Origin of the sequence: Tenacibaculum skagerrakense, assembly GCF_004345825.1 — a bacterium.
GTDB lineage: Bacteria > Bacteroidota > Bacteroidia > Flavobacteriales > Flavobacteriaceae > Polaribacter > Polaribacter skagerrakensis.
On record NZ_SLXM01000006.1, the window covers coordinates 142,808 to 168,527 of the forward strand.

Below are 25,720 nucleotides of genomic sequence, written 5' to 3' on the forward strand. Positions count from 1 at the left end.
TTAAATGAATTGTTTAATTATTGATGATGAATCTGCTGCTAGAGCTATAGTGGAGCAGTTGTGTAAAAATGAGGGAACTTTAACTGTTATTGATCAATTTTCAAATGCAATACAGGCAATTAAATATTTAAATCAAAATGATGTCGATTTGATTTTCTTAGATATTCACATGCCTGATTTTACTGGTTTTGATCTAATTCAAACATTAAAAAATCCACCAAAAGTTATATTAACAACTTCAGATGCTCAGTTTGCTATAGATGCCTTCGAATACGAATGTATCGTAGATTATTTAGTAAAACCAATTACGTTACCAAGATTTCAAAAAGCAATTGAAAAGGCTAAGAATTTTACCATAAAAAATACTGGTCAAGAAAAGGCAGTTACTTCTAAAGGCGATGCTAAAGATGAAGAGTCTCAATTGTATATTAATATTGATCGTAGGCTTATTAAAATTGAAATTCCTAGTATTTATTTAGTTGAGGCTAAAGGAGATTATATTTTAATTAAAACAGATTCAAAAAATTACACTGTTCATTCTACGCTTAAAAAGATTGAAGAGAAATTACCTAAAGAATTATTCTTAAAAGTTCATAGATCTTACATTATTAACCTTAAAAGGATTATAGATATTGAGGATAACAGTGTGTTAATAGCTAAGGATGTTGTACCTGTGAGTAGATCTAATCGATCTGAACTTATGAAACGACTCAACTTATTGTAATTTTTTAAAGTTTCAATAGATTCCTTTTTTCCGTTTATCGACAATTACATCCATTTAATCTACAGTTAAGGGGACTATATCGATTGGTTTCCTAATTACTTTCGATTTACACCTATATTTGAAGTGTATTTAAGATTGAGACATTAAATACATAAAGTACACTTTTGAAAAAAAGTTTTTTTCATTTTTTGAGTTTCCCAACTCGTAAAATTGAAGGTTTTTAGATTTATTTGGTTGATTAATATAAACCCTTTCATACACTTCTACAACAATGAAAGGGTTTTATTTTGCCCTTTATTTTCCTCGATTTTTTTTCTGATTTACAGTTTGTCGTTACAACCTAACTATTGGTCTATTATTGTGTTTGAATATAACGAATAATGAAAATTTTAGGCTTTAATCTAGCTTATCTTTGAGGTGTAGTTAAGTTTTAGTTTTTTTTCATTTTAACCATATTAAAAGAAAAAATAATTAAAGGTTTTTAGATTTATTTGGTTGATTAAGAACCCTTTTGCCGCTCTTCTTTGTGCAATTGGGTTTTTTCATTTTTATACTAAATTATAATGTTTTTTATAGAGCACTATTTTAGAACGGATATTCTATTTATCGAAGAATTAAAACCGATAATCTACAGTTACAAGAGAAGTTAACGAAATATATGGTATTGATTGTTAGTAAGATACTATATTTGAAGTGTATTTAAATAAGTAAATACATTTAAGTACAAAGTTTTGTTTTTTCATTTTTGAAAAATCACTTCATAAAAATTGAAGGTTTTTAGATTTATTTGGTTGATTAAAAATCCTTTTACACCCCCAATGTGTAAAAGGATTTTCTTTTTTGTTTCAAGTAAAAAAATAAAGTAATTATTGGTTTTTAATCGATGAGATAGAACTCTTCTTTTAAAGTTGTGATAGAATTACCTCCTACATAAACCTCAAAATCACCAGATTCAACAATAAAATCTCCAGTAGCATTAAAGAAACCAAGTTCATCTTTAGTTAAATTGAATTCTATTGTTTTAGATTCACCTTTTTTAAGCTCAATTAACTCAAAACCTTTTAGTTCTCTTACAGGACGTGTTAAGCTACCAAAAAGATCTCTGATATATAATTGAACTACTTCTTTACCATCATAATTACCAGTATTAGAAACTTTTACTGATACATTGATAGTTTCATTTATTAATGGTTTTTTATTGCTGATTTTTAAGTCTGAATATTCAAAATTCGTATAGCTTAAACCATAACCAAACGGATAAAGAGGTGTGTTTTCAGAGTCTGTATAGTGCGACCAAAATACATGAGATTCTGGATTTGGTCTTCCAGTACTTTTATAGTTATAGTAAATCGGTACTTGTCCTACGTTTCTTGGAAATGTCATAGGTAGTTTTCCGCTAGGATTATAATCACCATACAACACTTGAGCAATAGCATTACCAGATTGAGTTCCTAATTGCCAAGCTTCAACAATAGCAGGAATGTTTTTGTCTGCCCATTCAATTGCTAACGGTCTTCCATTATTTAATACTAAAACAATATTTTGGTTAACAGCATATACCTTTTCTAGTAATTCTTGTTGAAGACCAGGTAAATCTAATTCAGTTCTACTTCTACCTTCACCACTTTGAAATCCATGCTCTCCTAATACCATAACCACAACATCTGATTGTTTTGCAATTGTAATTGCTTTATCTATGTCTGTTTTGTTTAAGGTCTGATTTATAGTTAATGGTTGAGTAAAAGCTTCTCTTCCTGATATCAAATCTATACCTTTTTCAAAATAAAGGGTGTTTTCTTTGTATGTAGCCATTCCTTCTAAAACAGAAACAGCAGTGTTGTCATCAGATGCTAATCTCCAACTACCTAATGGACTATTTTTATCATTTGCTAAAGGTCCAATAAGCGCTATTTTCTGTCCGTTTTTCTTAAGTGGAAGTAAGTTATTTTCGTTTTTTAAAAGAACAATAGATTTTTTTGCAACATCTAAAACGGCTTCATGGTGTTTAGCATTTCCAATGTTCTCTTTTTCATTAGTAGGGTCACAATATTTAAAAGGATTATCAAATAGACCTAATTCGTATTTTACTGTTAAAATACGTCTAACGGCATCATCTAAAATACGCTCTTCTACAATTCCGCTTTTTACTAACTTGGTAAGTTCTTCGATATAAACATTTCCTTCCATATCCATATCAGAACCTGCAGTAGCAGCAATTTTAGCAGCTTCTTTTTTATCTTTCGCGTGTCCCCATGCTATCAATTCATTCATTGAAGCCCAATCAGAAACAACAAAACCGTTAAAATTCCATTTACCTTTTAAAATTTCTCGTTGAAGAAAACTACTGCCAGTAACAGGAACTCCATTCAATTCATTAAAAGAGTTCATTAATGTTTTAACATTACTGTCTACCGCTGCTTTGAAAGGAGGAAGTACAATATTATATAAAGTCGCTGTTCCAATATCAACAGTATTATATTCTTTACCCGACTCGGAAAATCCATAAGCAGCAAAATGCTTTGCACAAGCGGCTATTGTATTAGGTTTGGATAAATCGTCACCTTGAAATCCATTTACACGAGCTTTAGCAATTTTAGCTCCAAGATAAGGATCTTCACCGCCACCTTCCATAACTCTTCCCCATCTAGCATCTCTAGAGATATCTACCATAGGAGCAAAAGTCCAGTTTATTCCAGCGGCAGATGCTTCAATTGCAGCGGTTCTAGCAGATTTTTCAATCGCTTCTAAATCCCAACTTGCTGCTTCAGCAATAGGAATAGGGCTTAAAGTTTTATAACCATGAATAACATCAAAGCCAATAATTAAAGGTATGCCTAATCGTGTTTCTTCAACAGCAATGCGTTGCACTTCTCTTACGTTTTCAGTACCTCTAACATTAAGCATTGAGCCAACCCAGCCTTTACGTAAATGATCATATTTCTTTTTTGCGTTACCATTCTCTGGGACAGGTCCCGTTACATCCCAAAATCCATTATATTGATTCATTTGACCAACTTTCTCTTCAATGGTCATTTTAGAGAGTAGTTGATTAACTTTTTCATTTATAGTTTCATTTTTTGTATCTATCATCGAATTATCTTTTTTATCACCTGAGCATCCAGAAATAAATAGCGCAGTAGCATAAGTTAGTATCGTTTTTCCTAAATGACGGTTCATGAATTTTTGTTTTAGAAAAGTGATGTAAATTTAGGATAGATAGATGTAAATAAATGTGCTCAATTAATCAAAATATGGTACTTTTTTGTTTTTAAAGTGTATTTTAGTGTCTAATATGATTAAATAGTATTAAAAAGCTTTTTGTATTCCGTTAAACTCTGATCGAAACTCACTTGGGGTATTGTTTTTGATCTTTTTAAACATTCTATTGAAGTTTGCTAAGTTGTTGAATCCGCACTTGTAAGCAATCTCACCAACACTTAAATCGGTTTCAAGAAGTAACCTACTTGCATAACTGACTCTAGTACTATTTATATAAGATATAAATGTCTTTCCTGTTCTTTTTTTAATGAATCTATTAAAAGATACAGGAGTCATATTTATAAGTTCAGATATTTCATCTAGTGTAATTTTTCTTTGAAAGTTTTTTTGAACATACTCATAAACCTTTTTTATTTTATCACTGTTTTCAAAGTCGTTAAAGTTTGAAAATGAAGTTGATAATAGTTTTTGGTTTCTAGAATTTGATAAGTCGTGTAATATAGATATGAATTCTAAAAAATAATCAATTCCCGATATTTTCGGAAGTTCCATTAGTCTGGGCATGAGTTCTTTAATTGTTTTTTCGGAGAAGGAAATACCGTGTATAGATCTGTTTAACATATCTCTAATTGACTTGAAAACTCTACGAGATAGAAGTTTCTCGTCAAGCAAGTCGTTGTGTATATGAATGGTAATTTCATGGATCTCTTTGTTTTTGCAATTATGTAGTTCCCAGCAATGAGGTAAGTTAGGTCCTACTAGCACAAGTTCATAATCGCCTATCTCTCCCATGTGGTCACCAATAACTCTTCTTACTCCTTTTCCTTTATGGATAAAGTTTAATTCGTATTCAGGATGAAAATGCAAAGGAAAATCAAACTCGTCTTTTACTCTGTAGTAGACTAAAAAGCTATCTGAAGGAGATAGTTGTGTTATCTCTCTATGGATGTTTTTATTCATGATTTGTTTGTTTTGTGTTTAACAATATTAAAAAATTATTAATGATTGATAAAATTATATTAATGAATTGTTAATATTGGATATACATTTGTGTAAAACAAATCAGTTTTATGATAAAAGTGGATTTGAATTGTTTATCTAGGTTTGTTTTAATGATAAATTAGATACAGATAAATTACTTTTTAGTCAACAAAACGCCAAATTAATTATCAATATGAAAAAAAATATCTTTAAGTATTTTTTACTAATGTTAGCGCTCTCTTTCTCTTTTACAGTGAGTGCACAAGATGTAAAAGGTGTAGTCTCAGATGCTTCAGGAGAATTGCCTGGTGTAAGTGTATTAGTTAAAGGAACTTCTCGTGGTACCGAGACGGGTTTAGATGGATCGTATTCAATAAAGAACGTGAAATCTAATGATGTGTTAGTTTTTAGTTTTATTGGCTATAAAACCATAGAAGTCCCTGTTAATGGTAGAACAACAGTAAATGTAACATTAGAAGAAGATTCAGATACTTTAGAAGAAGTTGTTGTAGTAGGTTATGGTACCAAAAAGAAAAGTTTAGTAACGGGTGCTATTTCTAGTATAGATAGTAAAGAAATTAAAAGTATATCCAATCAAAGAGTAGATCAGGTGCTACAAGGTAGAGCATCGGGTGTTACTGTTTCTTCTTCATCTGGTTCACCAGGGTCTGGTACAAAAATTAGAATTAGAGGAACAGGTTCGAGTGGAAATGCTGATCCTTTATTTATAGTTGATGGAATGAAAGTTTCTACCATTGATAATATAGCTCCATCTGATATTGCAAATATAGAAGTATTAAAAGATGCTGCTTCTGCTGCAATTTATGGTACTGAAGGTGCTAATGGGGTAATTATTGTTACTACAAAAAAAGGAACCCGAGGAGGTTTGCAAGTTAATTTCAATACACAGATTGGTTTTCAATTTGTAAATACTGACATGGAATTGATGAACGCTTCTCAATTTGTAACATATTTAAATGAAGCGGGAAATGCTTCTGTAGTTGCTAATGGAGTTGATACAAACTGGATTGATGAAACTTTTGATACGGCTTTTATGCAACGTTATGATGTAAGTTTATCGGGTTCTATGAAAAATACATCATATTATTTTTCGGGTTCTCATACCAATCAAGCAGGAGTGGTAGTTGGAGACAATTCTACATTTAAAAGAAATACTTTCCGATTAAATATTCAAAGCCAAGTTACTGATTGGTTAGAAATAGGTGTAAATTCTAATACCTCTTTTATTGATAGAAAAGGGATTGTTGAAAATAGTGATACCAGAGGTGTAATTCAAAACATGTTAATCATTGATCCTTTAACACCAGTAATTTATACAAATGGTGTTCCTGCAGATGTTTTTGATCGTTCTGCGGCAAATGGTGTTCCTGTATTGAGAGATAAAGATGGTAATGTTTATGGGTATCCGGCCTATTCTACAGGAGAGGTTATAAACCCTGTTGCTTATGCAAATGCTATTCAAGAAAATCTAAATGAGAATGATCAGTTCTTAACTACTGTGTATGGTAAGTTTAATATCCTTGAAGGATTGAGTTTTACCTCTAGATATGGTTATGAGCAAAATCAGTTTTTAAATCAAAAAAACACAAATGCGTATTATGTAGCTTCTGAAGCGGCAAACACTCAGTATAACATTAATAGGTCTAAGCAACGTTTTAGAAGATGGTTATGGGAAAATTTTGCTACATATGAAAAGACTTTTGATAATCACAGTTTTAAATTGCTAGCGGGTTACTCAGCTGAACAAAGCAGAAGACCAGCATATACTAATGAAGCGTATTCTATTGCAGTAAATGATTTTAATGGATTTAATATTAATTCTCCAACTACTGTTTTTGACCCTAATTCACCAAGACAGCTAACTTTTAGAGATAACTTGGTTTCTATGTATGGTAGATTATCTTATGATTTCATGGAGAAATATCTTTTTGAAGCATCTATAAGAAGAGATAAATCAGATAAATTCCCGGCTGATAACAGAGCTGCAGTATTTCCATCGTTCTCTGCTGGTTGGGTGGTTTCTAAAGAAGATTTTTGGAAAGACAGTTCGTCAATTAATTATTTAAAAGTAAGAGGTAGTTGGGGACAAAATGGTAATAAAAATAACTTAAGAGGTAATGCAGATATTATAGCAATTACCAATCAAGTTGGTGGTTTAGAACTAAACTATTTAGGAAATGTTGGTGCGCAAATTACAGGTTTTGCTAATGAGAATTTAGTTTGGGAAACTTCTGAACAATTAGGTTTTGGTATCGATTTGCGAGCGTTCAACAGTAAATTAAATTTTACAGCCGATTATTATAAGAAAACAACAAACGATTTAGCATTTGTTGCAGGAGAGCTAATTACACCTGGTTCTGCTGGTTTTGTTTCAAATGATTTTAACGGAGGAACCGTAGTGAACCAAGGTTTTGAATTTGAAGTTGGATATTCTGATACAACAGCAGGAGATTTTAGCTATCAAATTAACGCAAATTTATCTACCTTAGATAACGAAGTAACTGAGATTCAGTTTGTGCCTGAAGGAACATCAATAGTTGGAGCTGGAGCTCCACAAAATGCTGATGGAGTTACTAGATTTACGGAAGGATTACCAGCTTGGTATTTCTATGGTTATAAAACTGATGGAATTGATCCTGCTACAGGTGAAATTAACAGAGTGGATACTAATGGAGATGGAAATATTACCAATGATGATAAAACAATGATTGGTTCTCCTCATCCTGATTTATTGTTCGGTGGTAATATTAGATTAGGGTACAAAGGTTTTGATTTTAATGTGCAATGGCAAGGAACTATTGGTAATGAAATTATGGCAACATATCATCAACCTTCTCGTCCAATTACAAACAAACCATTACACTTTTTTGAAGGAAGATGGACTGGTGCCGGTGATGCAGATGCAGTTTTTCCTGCTCCAGGAAATATAACATCTGCCTATGATACTGATTTAGTTGTGGAAGATGGTTCTTTTATGAGAATCAAGCAAATTCAATTAGGATACACGTTACCACAGAGTATTACAAATAAATTACATGTAAATAGTTTGAGAATGTATGTGTCTTTTGATGATGTTTTTACATTCACAAATTACAAAGGACTTGATCCAGAGATTGGAAATTTCGGATTTAATGATATCGGTGTTGATAGAGGATTTTACCCAACAGCTGCAAGAGCTTTATTTGGATTCTCTCTTAACTTTTAATGACTAAAAACTTATACAAAAAATGAAAAGAGCAATTTATTTTATAGCATTTATTTTGTTTCTAGGTGCTATGTCATGTAGCGAAGATTTTACCAATAATCCTCGTGAAGATGTTCAGGATATTACTACATTTTTCTTAGAAGAAGAAAATGTAGAACAAGCCGTAATTGGTGTTTATGATTTAATGCAATACAATTACAGTAGAGATTGGCACAGTGCTTTCTTTGTGAAACTATTACCAGGAGATGATGCAAACGCAGCAGGAGGTAACTCTAATGATCAACCACAATTACAAGATATTGATGATTATGCAAATGTTGCAACTTCAAACCCTTCAATAGAAAGTGTTTGGAATCTATTCTACAGAACCATTGCGATGTCAAATTTAATTATTGAAAATTTAGCAGATAGTAATGTAAGCAATAAAGATAGAGCTATAGCGGAAGCAAAGTTTTTTAGAGCTTGGTGTTATTTCGAATTAACTACCATGTTTGGAGATATTCCGCTACGTTTAACCGTACCTAAAGGAGCGCAAGATTTTGGACTAAAAAAGTCTACTAGAGCATTAGTTTATGAAGCTATTGAAGCAGATTTAAATGAAGCGATTGCAAATTTACCAGAAAAGTCGGCAATAGCTGATCCATTTAGAGTTTCAAAAGGAACTGCTCAGGCTGTTATGGGAAAAGTATTGGTTTTTCAAGAAAAATATTCAGAGGCTATTCCATTTTTTCAATCCGTTATTAACAATCCATCGCATGATTTAGAGTCTAATATAGAAGATGTTTGGTCTGTAAACAACGAGTTTGGAACAGAATCGTTATTAGAAATCGGATTTATTTCTACTTCGGGTAGAGATTGGGGGAATATTGCTTGGGGAGGAAGAAATGAGAGTAATTTACATATACAACTTATGGGACCTAGAGGTGATGGGATTTTTGGTGTCGATCCAGTTGGATTGTTAAATGGTTGGGGATTTAATTTACCTACTAGTAAGCTTGCAAATACTTTCGATGCTGCTGGTGACACACAACGTAAACGTGCAACGCTAATGACAGAATCTGAGTTAATTGCTGCTGGTGGTTCTGTTGATGCTTCTGTTGCTACCGGTGGCGTTATTTGGGATTACGAAGGTTCAATAAGAATTAAATATGCTACCAAAGCGGAAGATACTAGTTCAGATGGAGTTAGAGAATTAAATTATAGTACTAATTTCAGATTGTTAAGATATGCTGAGGTGCTTTTATTAGCGGCTGAAGCTTATAATATGTCAGGAAACGATCCTCAGGCTAGAATAGAATTAAATAAAGTAAGAAATAGAGCTGGTTTAGCAGATGTTCCAACAACAACTTCTGGTACTGATTTATTCGATGCTATCGTAAACGAGAAGTTTTTAGAGTTAGCACATGAAGGTCAGCGTTTTTGGGATTTAGTTCGTTGGGGAAGGGCAGCAACTGAATTGGCAGGAACAGGATATACAAATAAGAATAATTTGTATCCAATTCCTCAAACAGAAATCGATAAAAATTCAGAGTTAACAGCTGCGGATCAGAATCCAGGATATTAAGTTTGTAGACTTTAGATTATTTGTAGATTGTATTTGAATTAATAATCTAAATATCAGGTAAAGCAGTATGAGCATACATACTGCTTTACTAATTTAAAACCTATACTTTACGCTAAAAATGAAAAAAGTTATTTCCCTTTTTTTTCTTGCTTTTATAATAATTAGTTGTTCAGAAACTAAAAATCAAAACAAGTCTGGTAAAATTTTTTCAAAGCTTTCCTCTGAAAAATCGAATATTCATTTTGCTAACAATTTAACAGAAACAGATTCCTTAAATTATTTTAAGTATACATCAATATATATGGGAGGTGGTGTGTCTGTTGGAGATGTTAATAATGATGGATTATTAGATGTTTTCTTCACAGGTAATCAAGTTTCAAACAAATTATACTTGAATAAAGGAGATTTAACCTTTGAGGATATTTCTGAAAAAGCAAAAATTACGGGCGATTCAAGATGGTACACCGGAACAACGATGATAGATATCAATAATGATGGTTTTCTAGATATTTATTGTTCTGTTGCTGGAAAAGATGGAAATAAAAGAAATCAATTATTTATCAATAATAAAGACAACACTTTCACAGAATCAGCTGAAAAATATGGTTTAGCGGATGAGGGAAATTCTGTACAAGCTACTTTTTTTGATTATGATAATGATGGCGATTTAGACATGTATTTAGCCAATTACCCAATTTCACATCCTTCAACACCAAATATGATTTATAAACATCGAATGGTCAATGTAAAAGATGTTGAATCTGATAAATTATATGAAAATCAAGAAGGGTATTTTGTTGATGTTTCTGAAAAAGCTGGAGTGAAAAATTATAGTTTTTCACTTGGAATTACAGCTGCTGATTTAAATAATGATGGTTGGACGGATTTGTATGTGTCTAATGATTATAGCATTCCAGATTTTATGTACATTAATAATCAAGATGGTACCTTCAAAGAAGTTATTAAAGAAGCTACTTCTCAAACTGCTTTTTATGGAATGGGAATCGATATTGCAGACATCAATAACGATGGTTATTTGGATATTTTTCAGGCAGATATGGATTCTGATGATAACAGAAGACAAAAAGCAAATATGTCTAGTATGAATCCAAAGTTGTTTCATGAAACAGTGTTGTATGGGTTTCATTATCAATACATGCATAATTGTTTACAACTAAATTCTGGTTACAGTGAAAACGGTGTGCCAATATTTTCTAATATTTCTAGACTTACGGGAACTTCTTCAACAGATTGGAGTTGGGCTCCTTTGTTTGCCGATTTTGATAACGATGGTTTCAAAGATTTATATGTTACCAACGGAACTAGAAGAGAAGTAAACAATAAAGATTTTTTTAATAAGGTTGATGGAGAGGAGTTGAAAGAGGTTTCTCTTCTGGAAAAAACGAAATTAATTCCGAGTGAGAAAATTGACAACTTCATGTTTAAAAACTTAGGAGGAATAGAATTTAAAAAAGTGAATAACGATTGGGGAATTTCACATGAAGGTTTTTCTAATGGTGTGGCTTATGCGGATTTGGATAATGATGGTGATTTAGAACTTATTGTTAGTAATATCGATGAGGAAGCAGTTGTTTTTGAGAATACTTCTTCGGTAGATAGAAATTTCTTGAAAGTTAAACTAAAAGGAGATGACAAGAATACTTTCGGATTAGGAGCAAAGGTGTTCGTTTATTCAAAGGATTCAGAGCAAGTTCAGGAATTAACTTTAACCAGAGGTTTTCAATCTTCTGTTGCACCAGAGTTACTTTTTGGTCTGAACCAAAACTCAAAAGTAGATAGTGTAAAAGTTTTTTGGAATACTGAAAAAGTCCAAATAGTAAAAGAAGTTAGCTCAAATCAAACTCTAGTTTTGGATTTTAAAGATGCTAAGGAGGTTGTAAAAGAGACTAAAGTTCACGAAAAAATATTTACAGCAAATTCTAATTTCGATAATACAATCAAACATACCGAAAATATTTACGATGATTTTGATACTCAAGTGTTATTACCACATAAAATGTCAACTTTAGGTCCGGCCGTAGAAGTTGCAGATATAAATAACGATGGATTAGAGGACATCTTTGTTGGTGGAGCTTATGGAAAATCAGGTGCCATATATTTTCAAACGGCTAATGGTTTTGAAAAACAACATCAAAAAGCATTTAAGCAAAATGAATTATCAGAAGATATTGGAGCGTTGTTTTTTGATGTTGATAACGATAATGATTTAGATTTATATGTGGTAAGTGGTGGTTATGAATTTGAAGAGGATTCAAAACGATTAAAAGACCAACTATATATCAATAATGGAAAAGGTGAATTTACAGATGCTTCTAATTCTTTGCAAGAGATATATTCAAGTGGATCTAAAGCATATAACATAGATTTTAATAAAGATGGTAAACAAGATGTTTTAGTTTTAGGTAGACAGATTCCAGGTAAATATCCGTTACCAGCTTCTTCCTTTTTATTAAAAAACAATTCAGATTCAAACACTATAAATTTTGAAAATGTTACTACCGATTCTGCTCAAGGTTTACTTGGTTTAGGAATGGCTACAAGTGCTGTGGTAACTGATTTTAATAATGATTCTTGGGATGATATTATAATTGTTGGCGAGTGGATGTCAATTAAAGTCTTTAAGAACAACAAAGGAATTTTTGAAGAGGTTTCTGAAGAATTAGGTCTAACAAAAGATACAACTGGTTGGTGGTGGAGTATTCAGAAAGCAGATTTCGATAATGACGGTGATATAGATTATATGCTTGGAAACAATGGTCTCAATTATAAATACAAAGCTTCAGAAGACGCAACTTTCGATATTTATGCAAAAGACTTCGATAAAAACTTTACTTCTGATATTGTGTTAAGCTACTATAATAAAGGAAAGCAATATCCGGTAAGAGGAAAACAGTGTTCATCTGAACAAATAGCTGGAATCAAAAAGAAGTTTAAAAATTATGACGAGTTTTCAAAAGCTACTTTAATAGATGTGTATGGGAAAAAGAATTTAGAGGACGCGTTGCATTATCAAGTAAAATCATTCGCAAGTATTTACTTAGAAAATAAAGGAAATCAATTTGTTATCCATAAACTTCCAATTGAAGCGCAATTTTCTAGTATACAACAAATAATTCCAGAAGATATTGATGGCGATGGTAACATAGATGTAATAATTGCGGGGAATCTCTATAATTCTGAAGTAGAAACACCAAGAAACGATGGTAGTTACGGGTTAGTTTTAAAAGGTTTAGGTAATGGAAGTTTTAAACCTCTTACCGTAAGTGAAAGTGGTTTTTATACAAAAGGAGATGTCAAAGATTTGAAGAAAATAAAAATCGGAAAAACACCACACATCATTTCGGTTAAAAACAATGATTATTTAGAGTTTATAAAAGTCAATAAGAAGTAATGAAAAAGTTAGGATTGCTAGTATTGTTATGCTTTCTAGTTTGTTGTAAAACAAAAAGTAAGGAAGAAATTAATGTAGAAGTAGCTTATGAAACTAAAGCGATGTTAGGTGAAGGTGCATTCTGGAATTATAAATCAGAAGAGTTGTATTGGGTAGATATTGAAGGGAAAAAATTACACATATTTTCTCCTAAAAACGAAGAAAATAAAACTATAGAAATGCCTAGCCGAATTGGAACAGTTGTTCCTGTGGCTAATAAGAATAAAGCGGTGGTCGCTTTGGAAGATGGAATTTATATTGTAGATACAATTACAAAAGAATTAAGCTTACTATCTAATGTGGAATCTGATATCGTTGAGAACAGATTCAATGATGGAAAATGTGATCCTAATGGAAATTTATGGGTAGGCTCTATGCATTTAGCACAAACACATCCTAAGGCAAATTTGTATAAAATTGATGGATTTGGAAATGCAAATAAAATGCTAGATAATATTACTATTTCAAACGGAATTGTTTGGACTAGCGATAAAAAAACAATGTATTATATCGATACGCCAACAGGAAAAATTAAGGCATATGATTTTGACGATAAAAGTAATACGATAAAAAACGAACGAGTTGCTGTTGTTGTTAATCCTAAAGATGGTTTTCCAGATGGAATGACTATCGATGAAAATGACATGCTTTGGGTAGGCATGTGGAACGGAAATGCGGTGGCAAATTACAATCCTAATACAGGAGAACTGATAAAAAAAATTGAAGTTCCTGCGCATAATGTTACTTCATGTGCTTTTGGTGGAGAAAACTTAGATGTTTTATACATTACCACAGCAAGTTTAGATATGACAGAAGAGGAACAGAAAAAATATCCACTAGCGGGTTCTGTATTTAAAGTACAACTCAAAGAAAAAGGAGTGAAAGGAAGCTTTTTTAATTCACCAAACTTAAAAACAGCTCAACGTAACTAAATTGAATCAACTTAAAATGAGAAAACTAACCATTATAGCAATAGGTGTTGCAACTTTTTTGGGTGCTTGTAAAACAGACTTTAATTCTAGTGAAAGTTCAAAAGATACGGTAGTAGAGCAGCGAGTTACTGATTTGCTTTCTAAAATGACGCTTGATGAAAAAATTGGTCAACTGAATCTTAGAGGAACATCAAGTAGAGTGAAAGGAAGTTTGCCGGAAGAATTAAAACAGGCTGTAAGAGAGGGTAAAATAGGCGCTTTTTTGAATGTTATGAATACAGATTATGTTGATGAACTACAGAAAATCGCAACCGAGGAAAGTCCGAATAAAATTCCGCTAATCTTTGCAAGAGATGTCATTCATGGATTTAAAACCATTTTTCCAATTCCGTTAGGTTTAGCGGCATCTTGGGATACCGAAGTTGCTAAAATTTCTTCAAGAGTAGCAGCTATAGAGGCTTCTTCTGTTGGAATTCGTTGGACGTTTGCACCAATGTTAGATATTTCTCGTGATAGCAGATGGGGAAGAGTAGCTGAATCTCCAGGAGAAGATCCGTATTTAGCCTCTCTTTTAGGGAAGGCGTATGTAGAGGGTTTTCAAGGTGATAGTTTAAATGATCCAACTAGTTTACTTGCTTGTGCAAAACATTTTATTGGTTACGGAGCGGCAATTGGCGGAAGAGATTATAACACGGCGATAATCAATAAAGAATTATTGCATAATGTGTATTTACCGCCATTTAAAGCTGCTTTTGATGCTGGTAGTCAAACAGTAATGACTTCATTCAATGAAACTAATGGAATTCCAGCTTCTGGAGATAAACAGTTACTTCGCGATATTTTAAGAGATACATTTCAGTTTGATGGGTTTGTGGTAAGTGATTGGAATTCGGTTACAGAAATGATTCCTCATGGTTTTGCTAAAGATGAAAAACATGCGGCAGAAATTGGAATAAATGCTGGTTTAAATATGGAAATGACTAGTAAATCCTATGAAAATCATGTGAAAGAATTGTTGAGTGAAGGAAAAGTAACAGAAAAGCAAATCAACGAATTGGTTGCAGATATTTTGAGAGTAAAATTCAGAATGGGACTTTTTGAGAATCCTAATAGGGTTCAGAAGACAACCAAAGTTTTATATGCAAAAAATCATTTAGAGTTAGCTAAAGAAGCTGTTATTAAAAGTTCTGTTCTATTGAAAAATAACAACAATGTTCTTCCTCTTAATAAGAACACTAAAATTGCAGTTATTGGTCCGCTAGCTGATAAACCACGAGAGCAACTAGGAACTTGGACGTTTGATGGTGAAAAAGAACATACCATAACTCCAATTAATGCTTTTCAAAATGAAAAGGTTGATTTCAAATTTGTTGAAGGATTATCATACAGTAGAGATAAGTCAGAAGCACAGTTTCAAAAAGCTATCCAAGCTGCTAAACAATCTGATGTAATTGTTTTTATTGGAGGAGAAGAAGCAATTTTATCTGGAGAAGCGCATAGCAGAGCCGATATTAATTTACCTGGTGCTCAAGAAAAATTAATCAAAGAATTGGCTAAAACAAATAAGCCGATTGTGCTAGTGATTATGGCAGGTAGACCAATTAGCATAACAAATATTATTGATGATGTAGATGCAGTTTTAATGACTTGGCATCCTGGAACTATGGGTGGACCGGCAATTTATAATATGATTTTTGGAGATAAAGAACCAGGAGGGAGATTACCAATTACATGGCCAAAAGTCGCAGGACAATTACCGCTTTTTTACAATCATAAAAATACTGGTAGACCAGCAAGTCCTGAAGAGTTTGTTCATATGGATAGTATTCCCATCGGAGCTTGGCAAAGTTCTTTAGGAAACACTTCTCATTATTTAGATGCTGGATTTACACCGCATTTTCCTTTTGGTTATGGTTTAGGATATACAGAATTCAAGTACACTAATTTAAAACTGTCTTCAGATAAAATTTCAAAAGATCAGAGTATTAAAGTTACTGTTGATATCGAAAATACGGGAAAAAGATCAGGAGAAGAAGTTGTTCAATTGTATGTGCAAGATGTGGTAGGAAGTATCACTAGACCTGTAAAAGAGTTAAAAGGATTTGAAAGAATAGCTCTACAGCCAGGAGAAAAAAGAACTATTTCTTTTGAGATAAAACTTGAAGATTTAAAGTATTACAATAGTGAGCTAACATATGATGTTGAGAAAGGAGATTTCAATGTTTGGATAGGAAAAAACGCATCAGAAGGTTTAAAAGCTAGTTTTACATATGAATAAGCTAATAATTGTTATGGGAGTGAGTGGTTGTGGTAAATCAACCATTGGAAATTTGTTATCAAAAAGAATGGAAATCCCATTCATCGATGCTGATGATTTTCATCCAAAAACAAATATTGAGAAAATGAGTCGAGGTGAAGCGTTAACTGATGATGATCGCTTACCATGGTTACAAGCTTTAAATGCTGAGTTGAAAACGAGGGGAAAAAGCGATGGTGCTATTTTGGCTTGTTCTGCTTTAAAAGAAGAGTATAGAAAAGTTTTATCTGATTGTATAAATACCATTCAATGGGTGTTTTTAGAAGGCAATTTTGATTTGATTAAAAATAGAATTGAGAAAAGAAGTAATCATTTCATGGATGCTATATTGCTACAATCTCAATTTGATACGCTTGAAATTCCCAACTACGGAATAAAGGTGAGCTGTGAAAAATCACCAGAAGATATTACAAACGAAATTATAAGAGCAATGCAAAAATCAGCCTTTGGAATTTTTGGAATCGGAGTAATGGGGAAAAGTCTTGCGTTGAATATGCTGAATAAAGGAATTTCCGTTTCTGTGTATAATAGAGATGAAGGAGCAGAAAAAGAAATGGTAGAGAATTTTCTAAAGGAAACTGAAAATAAAAATGTAGTCGGATTTACAGAATTGAAAGATTTTGTGCATTCACTACAAACACCGCGTAAAATTTTACTGATGGTAAAAGCAGGAAATGTAGTTGATGCGGTAATTGATAGTATTGTTCCTTTTCTGGAGGAAGGAGATGTTTTAATTGACGGAGGAAATTCGCATTATAAAGATACAGAACGAAGGGTAAATGCTTTGAAAAATAAACAAATTCACTTTGTTGGCTTAGGAGTTTCTGGAGGTGAAGAAGGAGCATTGAAAGGTCCGTCTTTAATGCCTGGAGGAAGTGAAGAAGGATATAATTACGTTGCTTCCTATTTGAATCTTATTGCCGCAAAAGATGAAAATGGAAATCCATGTTGCAATTATACAGGTCCGAACGGAGCAGGACATTTTGTAAAAATGGTGCATAACGGAATTGAATATGCAGATATGCAATTACTAGCAGAATTATATGTTTTATTGTCTGTGACTAAATCATATGGAGAGATTTCTGCAATTTTTGCTAAATGGAATGAAGGTGAATTATCAAGTTACTTATTAGAAATTACTACTAAGATTCTTCTAGAAAAAGAAGGGAATTCAAATCTATTGGATTTAATTTTAGATAAAGCAGGTAACAAAGGAACTGGATCGTGGTCGAGTGTTTCAGCTTTAGAATTAGGTGTTCCAACTACTATGAAAACTGCTGCTGTATATGCTCGTTATATTTCTTCGTTTAAAGAAACGAGAATGCAATTATCAAAAAATATAAAGGATAATATTCCAAAGGAAAATTTAAATATTAACCTCTTAAAACAAGCTTATGATTTTGCTAGAACAATTAATTTACAACAAGGATTACAGTTACTTCAATCTGCATCTGATGAGTATAATTGGAATTTAAATCTTTCTGAGATTTGTAGAATTTGGTCAAGCGGTTGTATTATAAAATCTGAAAAAATTAAAGCGTTTAGTAAAATTCTAAAGACTTCTAATAATCTATTTAAAAGTGAAGAAATCCTTGAGAGTTTATATAATAAAGAGGCCACCTTACCTTATGTAATTGAGTATGCTTTAAAAGCAAGAATAAGCATTCCTTGTTTTTACGAAGCTTATAATTATTGGGTAGCGATGACAACAGCGCAATCTTCAGCAAATATGATTCAAGCACAACGAGACTTTTTTGGAGCGCACAAATTCCAACGAGTAGATGCTGAGCAAGAAAAAATGTTTCATCATAACTGGAGTTGCTAATGTTGGATTATAATTTATTGTTAGCTGTTTTTTCAGGAGTAATAATCCTTTTGGTTTTAATCCTACGATTTAAAATTCAAGCATTTATTTCCTTATTAATTGCGAGTATTGTTGTAGGTATTGTTGCAGGAATGCCTCCAAAAGAAATTATCACCACAATGCAACAAGGAATGGGAAGTACGCTCGGTTTTGTTGCACTCGTAGTAGGATTGGGAGCCATTTTTGGATCTATACTAGAACAGTCTGGTGGAGCTGAAGCGTTAGCAAATTATTTATTATCAAAATTTGGTGATAAACGTGCTTCTTGGGCGTTAATGTTAGCGGGTTTTTTTATTGCAATTCCAGTTTTTTTCGATGTTGCATTTATCATTTTAATTCCTCTAGTATATTCTTTACAAAGAAGAACTAAAAAGTCATTGTTGTTATATGCAATTCCTTTATTGGCAGGTTTAGCAATCACACATTCTTTTATTCCACCTACTCCAGGACCTGTTGCAGTTGCCGATATTTTAAAAGCAGAGTTAGGTTGGGTTATTTTATTTGGATTTATTGTTGGTGTTCCAACAGCAATTGTAAGCGGACCATTATTTGGAAATTATATTGCGAAGAAAATTTACATAGAAGCTCCAAAGATGGAGTTCAATGAAAAAGAAGCAAAAGAGTATCCCGCAGTTCGGTTGATTTTATTGATTATTGGAATTCCAATTGTACTAATTATTGCGAATACGGTTTTAAATAGTCCGTTAGTTTCTAGTGATAGTATTAGTGTTCTATTTAAAGAATGGATGGCAATGATTGGAAATCCGTTTGTTGCTCTAATTATCGCGAACTTAATTGCTTGGTATGTATTAGGAATCAAAAGAGGATTGTCTAAAGATGAATTGCTAAAAATCGCTACAAATTCTATGGGTCCGGCTGGTTTGATTATTTTGCTTACCGGTGCAGGAGGAGTTTTCAAGCAAATGTTAATCAATACTGGAACAGGAGAAATGTTGGCAAATTACTTTGCTACTATGGGAATTAGCTTGTTGTTCTTTGGTTTTTTTATCGCAGTTTTAGTAAGGGTTTTACAAGGTTCGGCAACGGTTGCAATGATAACAGCGGCTGGAGTTACAGCTCCATTATTAATCAATACAGATATTACTCAAATTGATAAAGCATTACTTGTTATTGCCATTGCCTCTGGTGCATCAATCATGTCTCATGTAAATGATAGCGGATTTTGGTTAGTAGGAAAATATCTCGGACTCAACGAGAAACAAACGTTTAAAAGTTGGACAATAATGACTACTATTTTAGCGGTAAGTAGCTTTTTTATGGTTAGCTTACTCAGTTTAATTTTATAATTAATATCGAAAAATAAAAATATAAGATGTCAGAAATAACGAAGTTGTCAATCAAAGAAAAAATAGGGTATGCATTAGGTGATACTGCCGCAAATATAGCATGGAGAACTATCGGTCCTTTTTTACCCATTTTTTATACGGATGTTTTTGGTTTAGGAACTGCTGCAGTTGCAACTTTACTTCTAGTAATTCGTTTAGGTGATGGTATTACCGATTTGATAATGGGGAATATCGCCGATAGAACAAGAACAAAATGGGGGAAATTTAGACCTTGGTTATTATGGACTGCTTTACCATTTGGAGTTGCTTTAGTATTACAGTTTACAACTCCAGACCTAGGTTTGTCAGGTAAATTGTTTTGGGCATATGCAACATCTATATTTTACACACTGGCTTATACAGCTAACAATGTTCCTTATTCTGCTTTAATGGGAGTGATGACGCCAAACGTAAAGGAGAGAACGGTCTTATCATCGTATCGATTTTTTGGAGCTTATCTTGGTGGAATTATTGCTACAATTGGTGTGATTTCTTTGGTAGATTTCCTAGGAAAAGGGAATGAAAATTTAGGATATCAATACACCATGTATGTGTTAGCGTTTATTTTAGCGGTTTTCTCTTTTATCACTTTTTATACTACAAAGGAACGTGTTAAAGCTGTAAAGACTGATGATATTTTTACAGATTATAAAGATTTATTAAAAAATAAGCCTTGGTTGATTTTGTTATTCATAGGTTTCGTTTTTGTGACTTATAACATCATAAAGCAAAGTTCAATCATGTATTATTTCACACATTATGTACAAGATGAAAACGGATTCTTTGGAGCGCTTACGGAATGGGGAGGTAAAAACGGATTAGCTGGATTGTATTTGCTATCGTTATTAGTTGTATCGATGATTTCTACAGTTTTTGCTCCGGCATTGACAAAGTATTTTGGAAAAGTAAGATTGTTTATGTTTAGTATTTTGTTTTCAGCTGGGTTTGCTGGAGCCATGTATGTATTAGAATCAAATGAAATTGGATCAATTTTTACGCTCGGAATTCTATCTGAATTTGGAGCAGGCTTAATGCCAATCTTGTTTTTTGCAATGTTGGGCGATTCAGCGGATTATTCAGAACTGAAAAATGGTAGACGAGCAACTGGATTAATTTTTTCTGCGGGTACGTTTGCTATGAAATTTGGTTCTGGAATGGCGGGTGCAATTACCTTAGCAGTATTGAATTTATATAATTATGATGGCCAAGTTTTGGTGAAAACTCCTGAAATGTTAGAAGGAATAAAATTAAATATGAGTATTGTCCCAGCTATTTTTGTGTTAATTGGGGTTGTAGCATTATTGATGTATCCATTAACTCCTGAAAAGATGAAAGAAGTAGAAGAGGAGTTGCTTATTCAACGAAGTGAGAGTGTTTCAGAATAATACAATATATTTCTTTTTACTATTTAGTTTTTTTCTGAGTAGCTGTACTAATTCTAAAATTATTTTTACGGATGATTTTGAAAATGATTACTTAGATAAGTGGAGTGAAAGTGGAGAAGGAAAAGTGTATCTAGATACTTCAAAATCTTATTCAGGAAAACAATCAATCTGTTTTGAAAGTGGGGAAGGATTTAAAAACAGAGCTTTTATTTCATTAGAAAATAATACAATAAAGTCATGTACTCAATTTTACGGTTCAATGTATATGTATGTTGAAGAAGCTTCTCCAGATGGTGTGCATTGGACAATGATTCAGGCTTCTGGTAAAACTTCTAAAGGATTTCATGCTGAAATACGTTATGGCGGGCAGCATCAAAAAAGAATCATGGCAAATTATGATACTAATCCTATAAAAACTGATTGCTGGCATCATACTCAGTTTAAAATCCCTGAAAAGAAATGGTTCTCTGTGCAATGGTTTTTCGATAGAGAATCGAATAATGCTAAACTTTGGATTGATGGTGAACTTGTACATGAACTAAACGCAAATGACATTGACAAAGGCTGTTTAGCAAATGATAACAATCAAAATTGGACTTTTCCTGTTTTTGAACAATTAACGCTGGGTTGGGTTGATTATCAGAAAGGTGGTGGTTCTAGAAAAATCTGGATTGATGATGTAATTCTTTCGCAAGAGAAGTTATAACCATTCAATTCGTTAAGCATATAGAAATTTAAACAATCATTAATTGTCAGTTCGAGTACTTTTGAGGTACGAAAAAGTGTATCGAGAACTATTTTGAAGTTAAAAATTCTTATTCTCGATATAATTTTTCTTTATTTCATTCCGAAAAATCACTCGAATTGACAGAATTTTATTTCAAGTGAACAACGAGGTTTAACAAATCAATTCTTCATAAGCTGAATAGCTCTGTCAATATCTTCTGTAGGTAATTTACATGCTTTATTTACGCAAACATAAATTAATGTTTTGTCTTGATTATATCGATTTAAAAGTAACGGTAACTCACTTTTGTTTGTACTTCCAGAAATCAACATGTTAGGAATGTACTGTTTTTGATATAACAATTTTGTCTTTAAAATAGCTTCTTCACCACAAATTACAGTTTCGTAAAAAGGAAAAACATAGTTTAAATAATTATCTAACCAGTTTGAATAAGCATGAGGATATTTCTCAATTTGAGATTGCATGTTGTGTAGCATTTTTTTGCTAAGTTTTACATATTCTTTATTGTCAAAATAATGCCCTAGGTACAATAAGTTTTTACTCATTACAGAATTAGAAGAAGGAATAACCATATCTTCTATTTCAAAATTGTTGGTAATTAAGTCAGCATTGTTCTTGTTAGAATATTTAAAAAACTCTTGATCTGAATCGTAAAAACTCTCAAGACAAGTTTTTATTAATTGGTTTGAAATAGTAAGCCATTTTTCATTAAATGTAATTTGATACAATGAAATGTACGCGTTAATCAATAAAGCATAGTCATCTAAGTAACCGTCAATTTTTTTAGTCTTATTGTTTATAGTTCTCAAAACTTTTTCATTGGTAGTAATAGCCTCTTTTTGTAGTGCTATTCCATTCTGAATTGCTTTGTCTTTAAAATTTACATCGCCGAAAACTTTAAAAGCATCAGTATAGGCTTGTAATAAAAGTGCATTCCAAGCCGTAATAATTTTAGTGTCTAAAGATGGTTTTTTCCTTTTTAATCTTGCTTCTAAAAGTTGTTTATTCCAATTTTTAACTAGCTTTTCAAGTTCTTGTATTGACAAGTTGTTTGTTTTCGCAAATACAGAATCTGTAACTCTTTTAACTAATGCTGATTTCCCTTCAACTTTTTTTACCTCATTAATTCCGTAATATGCATCAAAAAGTGTTTTGTTTTCTGTAATTAGAGATGCTAATTCTTCATTATTCCATGTATAATAGGCGCCTTCTTCTAGTTCGTTAAATTCGTTAAAACTATCGGCATTTAAAGAAGCAAAATACAGTCCGTTTTTATGAAACTCTTTCTCTATAAATTCAACGGTTTTGTAAACAGTTTCTTTATAAAATGGTTTTTTGGTAACTTGATAAGCATAGGATAATAAAGAAATTAATTGAGCATTATCGTATAGCATTTTTTCGAAATGTGGAATATGCCATTTATTATCAACAGTATATCTAGCAAAACCTCCTTCTAAGTGATCATGCAAGCCGCCCAAAACCATTTTATCTATGGTTTTCGTAACAAAGTTCAGGAGTTTATTGTTATTTGTTTGATAGGCATATCGCAATAAAAATTGATAACTATTAGGTCGTGGAAACTGATTTATACCAATTAAACCTCCATTTATAGTATCTAGTTGTTGAGACCATAATTCAAGGTTTTTATTCAAGGCTTCTTTTGAAAACGTAACCTCGGTATTGTTTTTACTTATAGCCTGAAGTGATTTTATATTGTTAGCCAGTTGTTCTGCGAAATCATCTGTTTTTTCAGGGTTTTCGATGTAAAACTGCTGAATATTTTTAAGATTTTCTAACCATTCATCTCTTTCAAAATAAGTTCCTCCCCAAACAGGTTTTCCATTAGGAAGTACAATACAATTCAATGGCCAGCCACCGTTTCCAGTCATAATTTGAACTGCATTCATGTAGGTTTTGTCAACATCTGGATGTTCTTCTCTGTCAATTTTAATGTTGATGAAGTTATCATTCATAAATTTTGCAACTTCTTCATCTTCAAAAGTTTCTTCTTCCATAACATGACACCAATGGCAAGAAGAATAACCTATAGAAAGCAATACAAGTTTGTTCTCCTTTTGTGCTTTTTCTAAATATTTTGTATCCCACGGAAACCAATTTACTGGATTATGTGCGTGTTGCAATAAATATGCACTTGATTCATGTATTAAACTATTCGTGTGTTTTTCTTTGTGTTGAGAGCAGGAGAAAATAAATAGTAAAACAAAGAGTGAAAAGATTTGATATTGAGTGAAACGCATAACTCAAATATAACGAATACGAATTCACTAAAAACAAAAAGAGATTGCCAAAATTGACAATCTCTTATATAATTTTATCAAAAGAAATATTTATTTTTTTCTAAACCAATAAGCGGTTCTTCCTAATAAAGAGAACCCAATGTATCCTCTGATTTTTAATTTATCGGCATCTACAAGCTGAATGTAGCACTTGTATTTTTTTCCGTTTTTAGGATCTAAAATTTTACCACCAGACCATTCTTCTCCATCTTTTTGCAGTCCAGTTAAAATATTCATTCCTAATATTTTTTGATCTTTATTTTTTCCGATACACTTATCACAAACAGCATCTTGTCTATTTTGATCTGTAATTTCTACAATCTTAGCATATGCTTTTCCATCTTTTTCAAATACTTCAATTACACTGTCTACTTTACCGGTTTCTTCATCACGGTTTTCCCATTTTCCAAATATTGTTTGCGCGCTAATGTTAGTTACAAATAAAGTAATCAAAAAAGTAAAAACTAGTTTTTTCATATTATGTAGTAATGTTTATTTATTATTTATAGATGTATACAAATTTCTTACCAAGATAGTATTATTAAAGTTCAAATTTAATTCTTTACTAGCAATATTAAAGAACATACAAATGAAATTGTTTCAAAAACAATTCTAATCCAGTGCCAATGTTCCCATTCTTTTAAAGAGTAATTTAATTGATTGTCATTGATGTTTCTATTAGCAAAACTTTTGTTAGCCTTTTTAAAATATAAAAAGTAGGTTGAAAAAAATGCCAATGTAAATATTCCCATACAAAAAGCTATCCATTGCATAGTGTTTGAGGTTTGAATAATAAATAGACTAGTTGTCAATGGAATTACGGTTGCTACAATAGTAATTGGAGCATAAAAGCGATGTATCTTTTTGCCATATGTTTTATGAAGCTGAAAAAAATCGTTTGGAGCTAAACTTTTCCAGTAAGGAACTATAAGTATCGCTTCAGTAATTTGCGTTCCTAAGAAAAAACCTAAGAAAGCTGAGGAAAGTACCATCAAAGTATTCATAATCGTAATTTTAATATAATTACAAAATTGACTTACAAGTCTAGCAAAATCAATTACATATGTAAACAAAAATTAAGAATGAAGAATTTTTTTTCTAACTCTACTTAATTGAGTTCTAGAGATACCTAAATAGGAAGCTATGTAGTACTGTGGAATTATAGATTCTAAACCTGGGAAGCGTTCTTTTAAAATAAAATATCTTTTATCAGCATCAAGCAAAGCCATCTCAATTTCTTTTTGTTCTTTTTCTAAAAAATAATATTCAGCAATTTTTCTACCCAACCGTTCAATTTCATGATACTCTTCATATAATTTTTCAATATTAGAATATTCTGCTACTAAAATAGAGCAGTCAGTTAAGGCCTGTTGTGCTATTTTATTAGGTTGTTTTGTTAGTAGAGACGCGTATGCTCCAATAATAGAAGGACCTGTAAAAAATTGTTTATTGTATTCTTTTCCCTCTTGGTTAAGAAAATATGCTCGAACAACACCATCTTTTAAAAATCCTATTTGCCGAGCATATTCTCCTTCTCGAACAAAGAATTCTTTCTTCTTTAATTCAAGCGGATAAAAACATTTTAGTAGTTTATTTAATGTTTCCTCCTCTAATTCAATAATGTTATTTATATATTCTTTAATAGTACTCATAGAAGAAGAAACTT

At 32.0% G+C, this 25,720-nt stretch carries 16 protein-coding genes; 10 read left to right on the forward strand and 6 right to left on the reverse strand.

All coding sequences use genetic code 11. From position 1 onward, the window contains the following. Positions 1–4: 4 nt before the first annotated feature. Positions 5–724, forward strand: a complete 720-nt coding sequence (locus EV195_RS10910) for a LytR/AlgR family response regulator transcription factor (protein ID WP_132794990.1) — start codon at positions 5–7, stop codon at positions 722–724. 876 nt (positions 725–1,600) lie between these two features. Here EV195_RS10910 and bglX read toward each other — a convergent pair. Both bglX and EV195_RS10920 read right to left on the reverse strand, forming a co-directional pair. Continuing rightward, the gene (gene bglX / locus EV195_RS10915) at positions 1,601–3,901 is read right to left on the reverse strand and encodes a beta-glucosidase BglX (RefSeq protein WP_132794991.1); all 2,301 of its coding nucleotides are present in this window, start codon (positions 3,899–3,901) and stop codon (positions 1,601–1,603) included. Positions 3,902–4,030: 129 nt separating this feature from the next. After that, a complete protein-coding gene (locus EV195_RS10920) occupies positions 4,031–4,903 on the reverse strand; it encodes an AraC family transcriptional regulator (RefSeq protein WP_132794992.1) in 873 nt (290 codons plus the stop codon). Positions 4,904–5,117: 214 nt separating this feature from the next. On the opposite strand from EV195_RS10920, the gene EV195_RS10925 reads away from it, so the two are divergent. The 9 genes from EV195_RS10925 to EV195_RS10965 all read left to right on the forward strand — a co-directional run bounded on the left by EV195_RS10925 (position 5,118) and on the right by EV195_RS10965 (position 21,715). Then, positions 5,118–8,150 carry a SusC/RagA family TonB-linked outer membrane protein gene (locus EV195_RS10925; protein WP_132794993.1) on the forward strand — a complete coding sequence of 1,011 codons (3,033 nt, stop codon included), beginning with the start codon at positions 5,118–5,120 and terminating at the stop codon, positions 8,148–8,150. A gap of 22 nt (positions 8,151–8,172) precedes the next feature. Then, a complete protein-coding gene (locus EV195_RS10930; protein WP_132794994.1) occupies positions 8,173–9,714 on the forward strand; it encodes a RagB/SusD family nutrient uptake outer membrane protein in 1,542 nt (513 codons plus the stop codon). Positions 9,715–9,832: 118 nt separating this feature from the next. Next, positions 9,833–13,126 (forward strand): FG-GAP-like repeat-containing protein, encoded by a 3,294-nt coding sequence (locus tag EV195_RS10935; protein ID WP_132794995.1) that lies wholly within the window; start codon positions 9,833–9,835, stop codon positions 13,124–13,126. Next, a complete protein-coding gene (locus EV195_RS10940) occupies positions 13,126–14,097 on the forward strand; it encodes an SMP-30/gluconolactonase/LRE family protein (RefSeq protein ID WP_132794996.1) in 972 nt (323 codons plus the stop codon). The genes EV195_RS10935 and EV195_RS10940 overlap by 1 nt, the downstream gene beginning before the upstream one ends. Before the next feature lie 16 nt (positions 14,098–14,113). Then, entirely contained in the window at positions 14,114–16,375 is a 2,262-nt protein-coding gene (locus EV195_RS10945) for a glycoside hydrolase family 3 N-terminal domain-containing protein (RefSeq protein ID WP_165915720.1), read from the forward strand. Beyond that, positions 16,368–18,239: a decarboxylating NADP(+)-dependent phosphogluconate dehydrogenase gene (gene gnd, locus EV195_RS10950; RefSeq protein ID WP_132794997.1), complete on the forward strand. Its 1,872-nt coding sequence runs from the start codon at positions 16,368–16,370 to the stop codon at positions 18,237–18,239. The genes EV195_RS10945 and gnd overlap by 8 nt, the downstream gene beginning before the upstream one ends. After that, positions 18,239–19,585 carry a GntP family permease gene (locus tag EV195_RS10955; RefSeq protein ID WP_132794998.1) on the forward strand — a complete coding sequence of 449 codons (1,347 nt, stop codon included), beginning with the start codon at positions 18,239–18,241 and terminating at the stop codon, positions 19,583–19,585. The genes gnd and EV195_RS10955 overlap by 1 nt, the downstream gene beginning before the upstream one ends. A gap of 26 nt (positions 19,586–19,611) precedes the next feature. After that, on the forward strand, positions 19,612–21,009 hold the full coding sequence (locus EV195_RS10960) for an MFS transporter (protein WP_132794999.1): 1,398 nt from the start codon (positions 19,612–19,614) through the stop codon (positions 21,007–21,009). Next, positions 20,996–21,715 (forward strand): hypothetical protein, encoded by a 720-nt coding sequence (locus EV195_RS10965; RefSeq protein ID WP_132795000.1) that lies wholly within the window; start codon positions 20,996–20,998, stop codon positions 21,713–21,715. The genes EV195_RS10960 and EV195_RS10965 overlap by 14 nt, the downstream gene beginning before the upstream one ends. Before the next feature lie 200 nt (positions 21,716–21,915). Here EV195_RS10965 and EV195_RS10970 read toward each other — a convergent pair whose 3' ends face one another. The 4 genes from EV195_RS10970 to EV195_RS10985 all read right to left on the reverse strand — a co-directional run bounded on the left by EV195_RS10970 (position 21,916) and on the right by EV195_RS10985 (position 25,706). Further along, positions 21,916–24,015: a thioredoxin domain-containing protein gene (locus tag EV195_RS10970; RefSeq protein WP_132795001.1), complete on the reverse strand. Its 2,100-nt coding sequence runs from the start codon at positions 24,013–24,015 to the stop codon at positions 21,916–21,918. 90 nt (positions 24,016–24,105) lie between these two features. Continuing rightward, the gene (locus EV195_RS10975) at positions 24,106–24,531 is read right to left on the reverse strand and encodes a DUF2147 domain-containing protein (protein WP_132795002.1); all 426 of its coding nucleotides are present in this window, start codon (positions 24,529–24,531) and stop codon (positions 24,106–24,108) included. 77 nt (positions 24,532–24,608) lie between these two features. After that, on the reverse strand, positions 24,609–25,058 hold the full coding sequence (locus EV195_RS10980) for a DUF1772 domain-containing protein (RefSeq protein WP_132795003.1): 450 nt from the start codon (positions 25,056–25,058) through the stop codon (positions 24,609–24,611). A 72-nt stretch (positions 25,059–25,130) separates the two neighbouring features. Further along, a complete protein-coding gene (locus EV195_RS10985; RefSeq protein WP_132795004.1) occupies positions 25,131–25,706 on the reverse strand; it encodes a Crp/Fnr family transcriptional regulator in 576 nt (191 codons plus the stop codon). Positions 25,707–25,720 lie beyond the last annotated feature (14 nt).

Bases quoted from the DNA above. Each gene is read 5' to 3' on its own strand.
- EV195_RS10920 (WP_132794992.1), bottom strand. From the start codon at position 4,903: ATGAATAAAAACATCCATAGAGAGATAACACAACTATCTCCTTCAGAT.
- gnd (WP_132794997.1), top strand. From the start codon at position 16,368: ATGAATAAGCTAATAATTGTTATGGGAGTGAGTGGTTGTGGTAAATCA.
- EV195_RS10925 (WP_132794993.1), top strand. From the start codon at position 5,118: ATGAAAAAAAATATCTTTAAGTATTTTTTACTAATGTTAGCGCTCTCT.
- EV195_RS10975 (WP_132795002.1), bottom strand. From the start codon at position 24,531: ATGAAAAAACTAGTTTTTACTTTTTTGATTACTTTATTTGTAACTAAC.
- EV195_RS10940 (WP_132794996.1), top strand. From the start codon at position 13,126: ATGAAAAAGTTAGGATTGCTAGTATTGTTATGCTTTCTAGTTTGTTGT.
- EV195_RS10935 (WP_132794995.1), top strand. From the start codon at position 9,833: ATGAAAAAAGTTATTTCCCTTTTTTTTCTTGCTTTTATAATAATTAGT.
- EV195_RS10985 (WP_132795004.1), bottom strand. From the start codon at position 25,706: ATGAGTACTATTAAAGAATATATAAATAACATTATTGAATTAGAGGAG.
- EV195_RS10910 (WP_132794990.1), top strand. From the start codon at position 5: ATGAATTGTTTAATTATTGATGATGAATCTGCTGCTAGAGCTATAGTG.
- EV195_RS10980 (WP_132795003.1), bottom strand. From the start codon at position 25,058: ATGAATACTTTGATGGTACTTTCCTCAGCTTTCTTAGGTTTTTTCTTA.
- EV195_RS10970 (WP_132795001.1), bottom strand. From the start codon at position 24,015: ATGCGTTTCACTCAATATCAAATCTTTTCACTCTTTGTTTTACTATTT.
- EV195_RS10945 (WP_165915720.1), top strand. From the start codon at position 14,114: ATGAGAAAACTAACCATTATAGCAATAGGTGTTGCAACTTTTTTGGGT.
- EV195_RS10955 (WP_132794998.1), top strand. From the start codon at position 18,239: ATGTTGGATTATAATTTATTGTTAGCTGTTTTTTCAGGAGTAATAATC.
- EV195_RS10930 (WP_132794994.1), top strand. From the start codon at position 8,173: ATGAAAAGAGCAATTTATTTTATAGCATTTATTTTGTTTCTAGGTGCT.
- bglX (WP_132794991.1), bottom strand. From the start codon at position 3,901: ATGAACCGTCATTTAGGAAAAACGATACTAACTTATGCTACTGCGCTA.
- EV195_RS10960 (WP_132794999.1), top strand. From the start codon at position 19,612: ATGTCAGAAATAACGAAGTTGTCAATCAAAGAAAAAATAGGGTATGCA.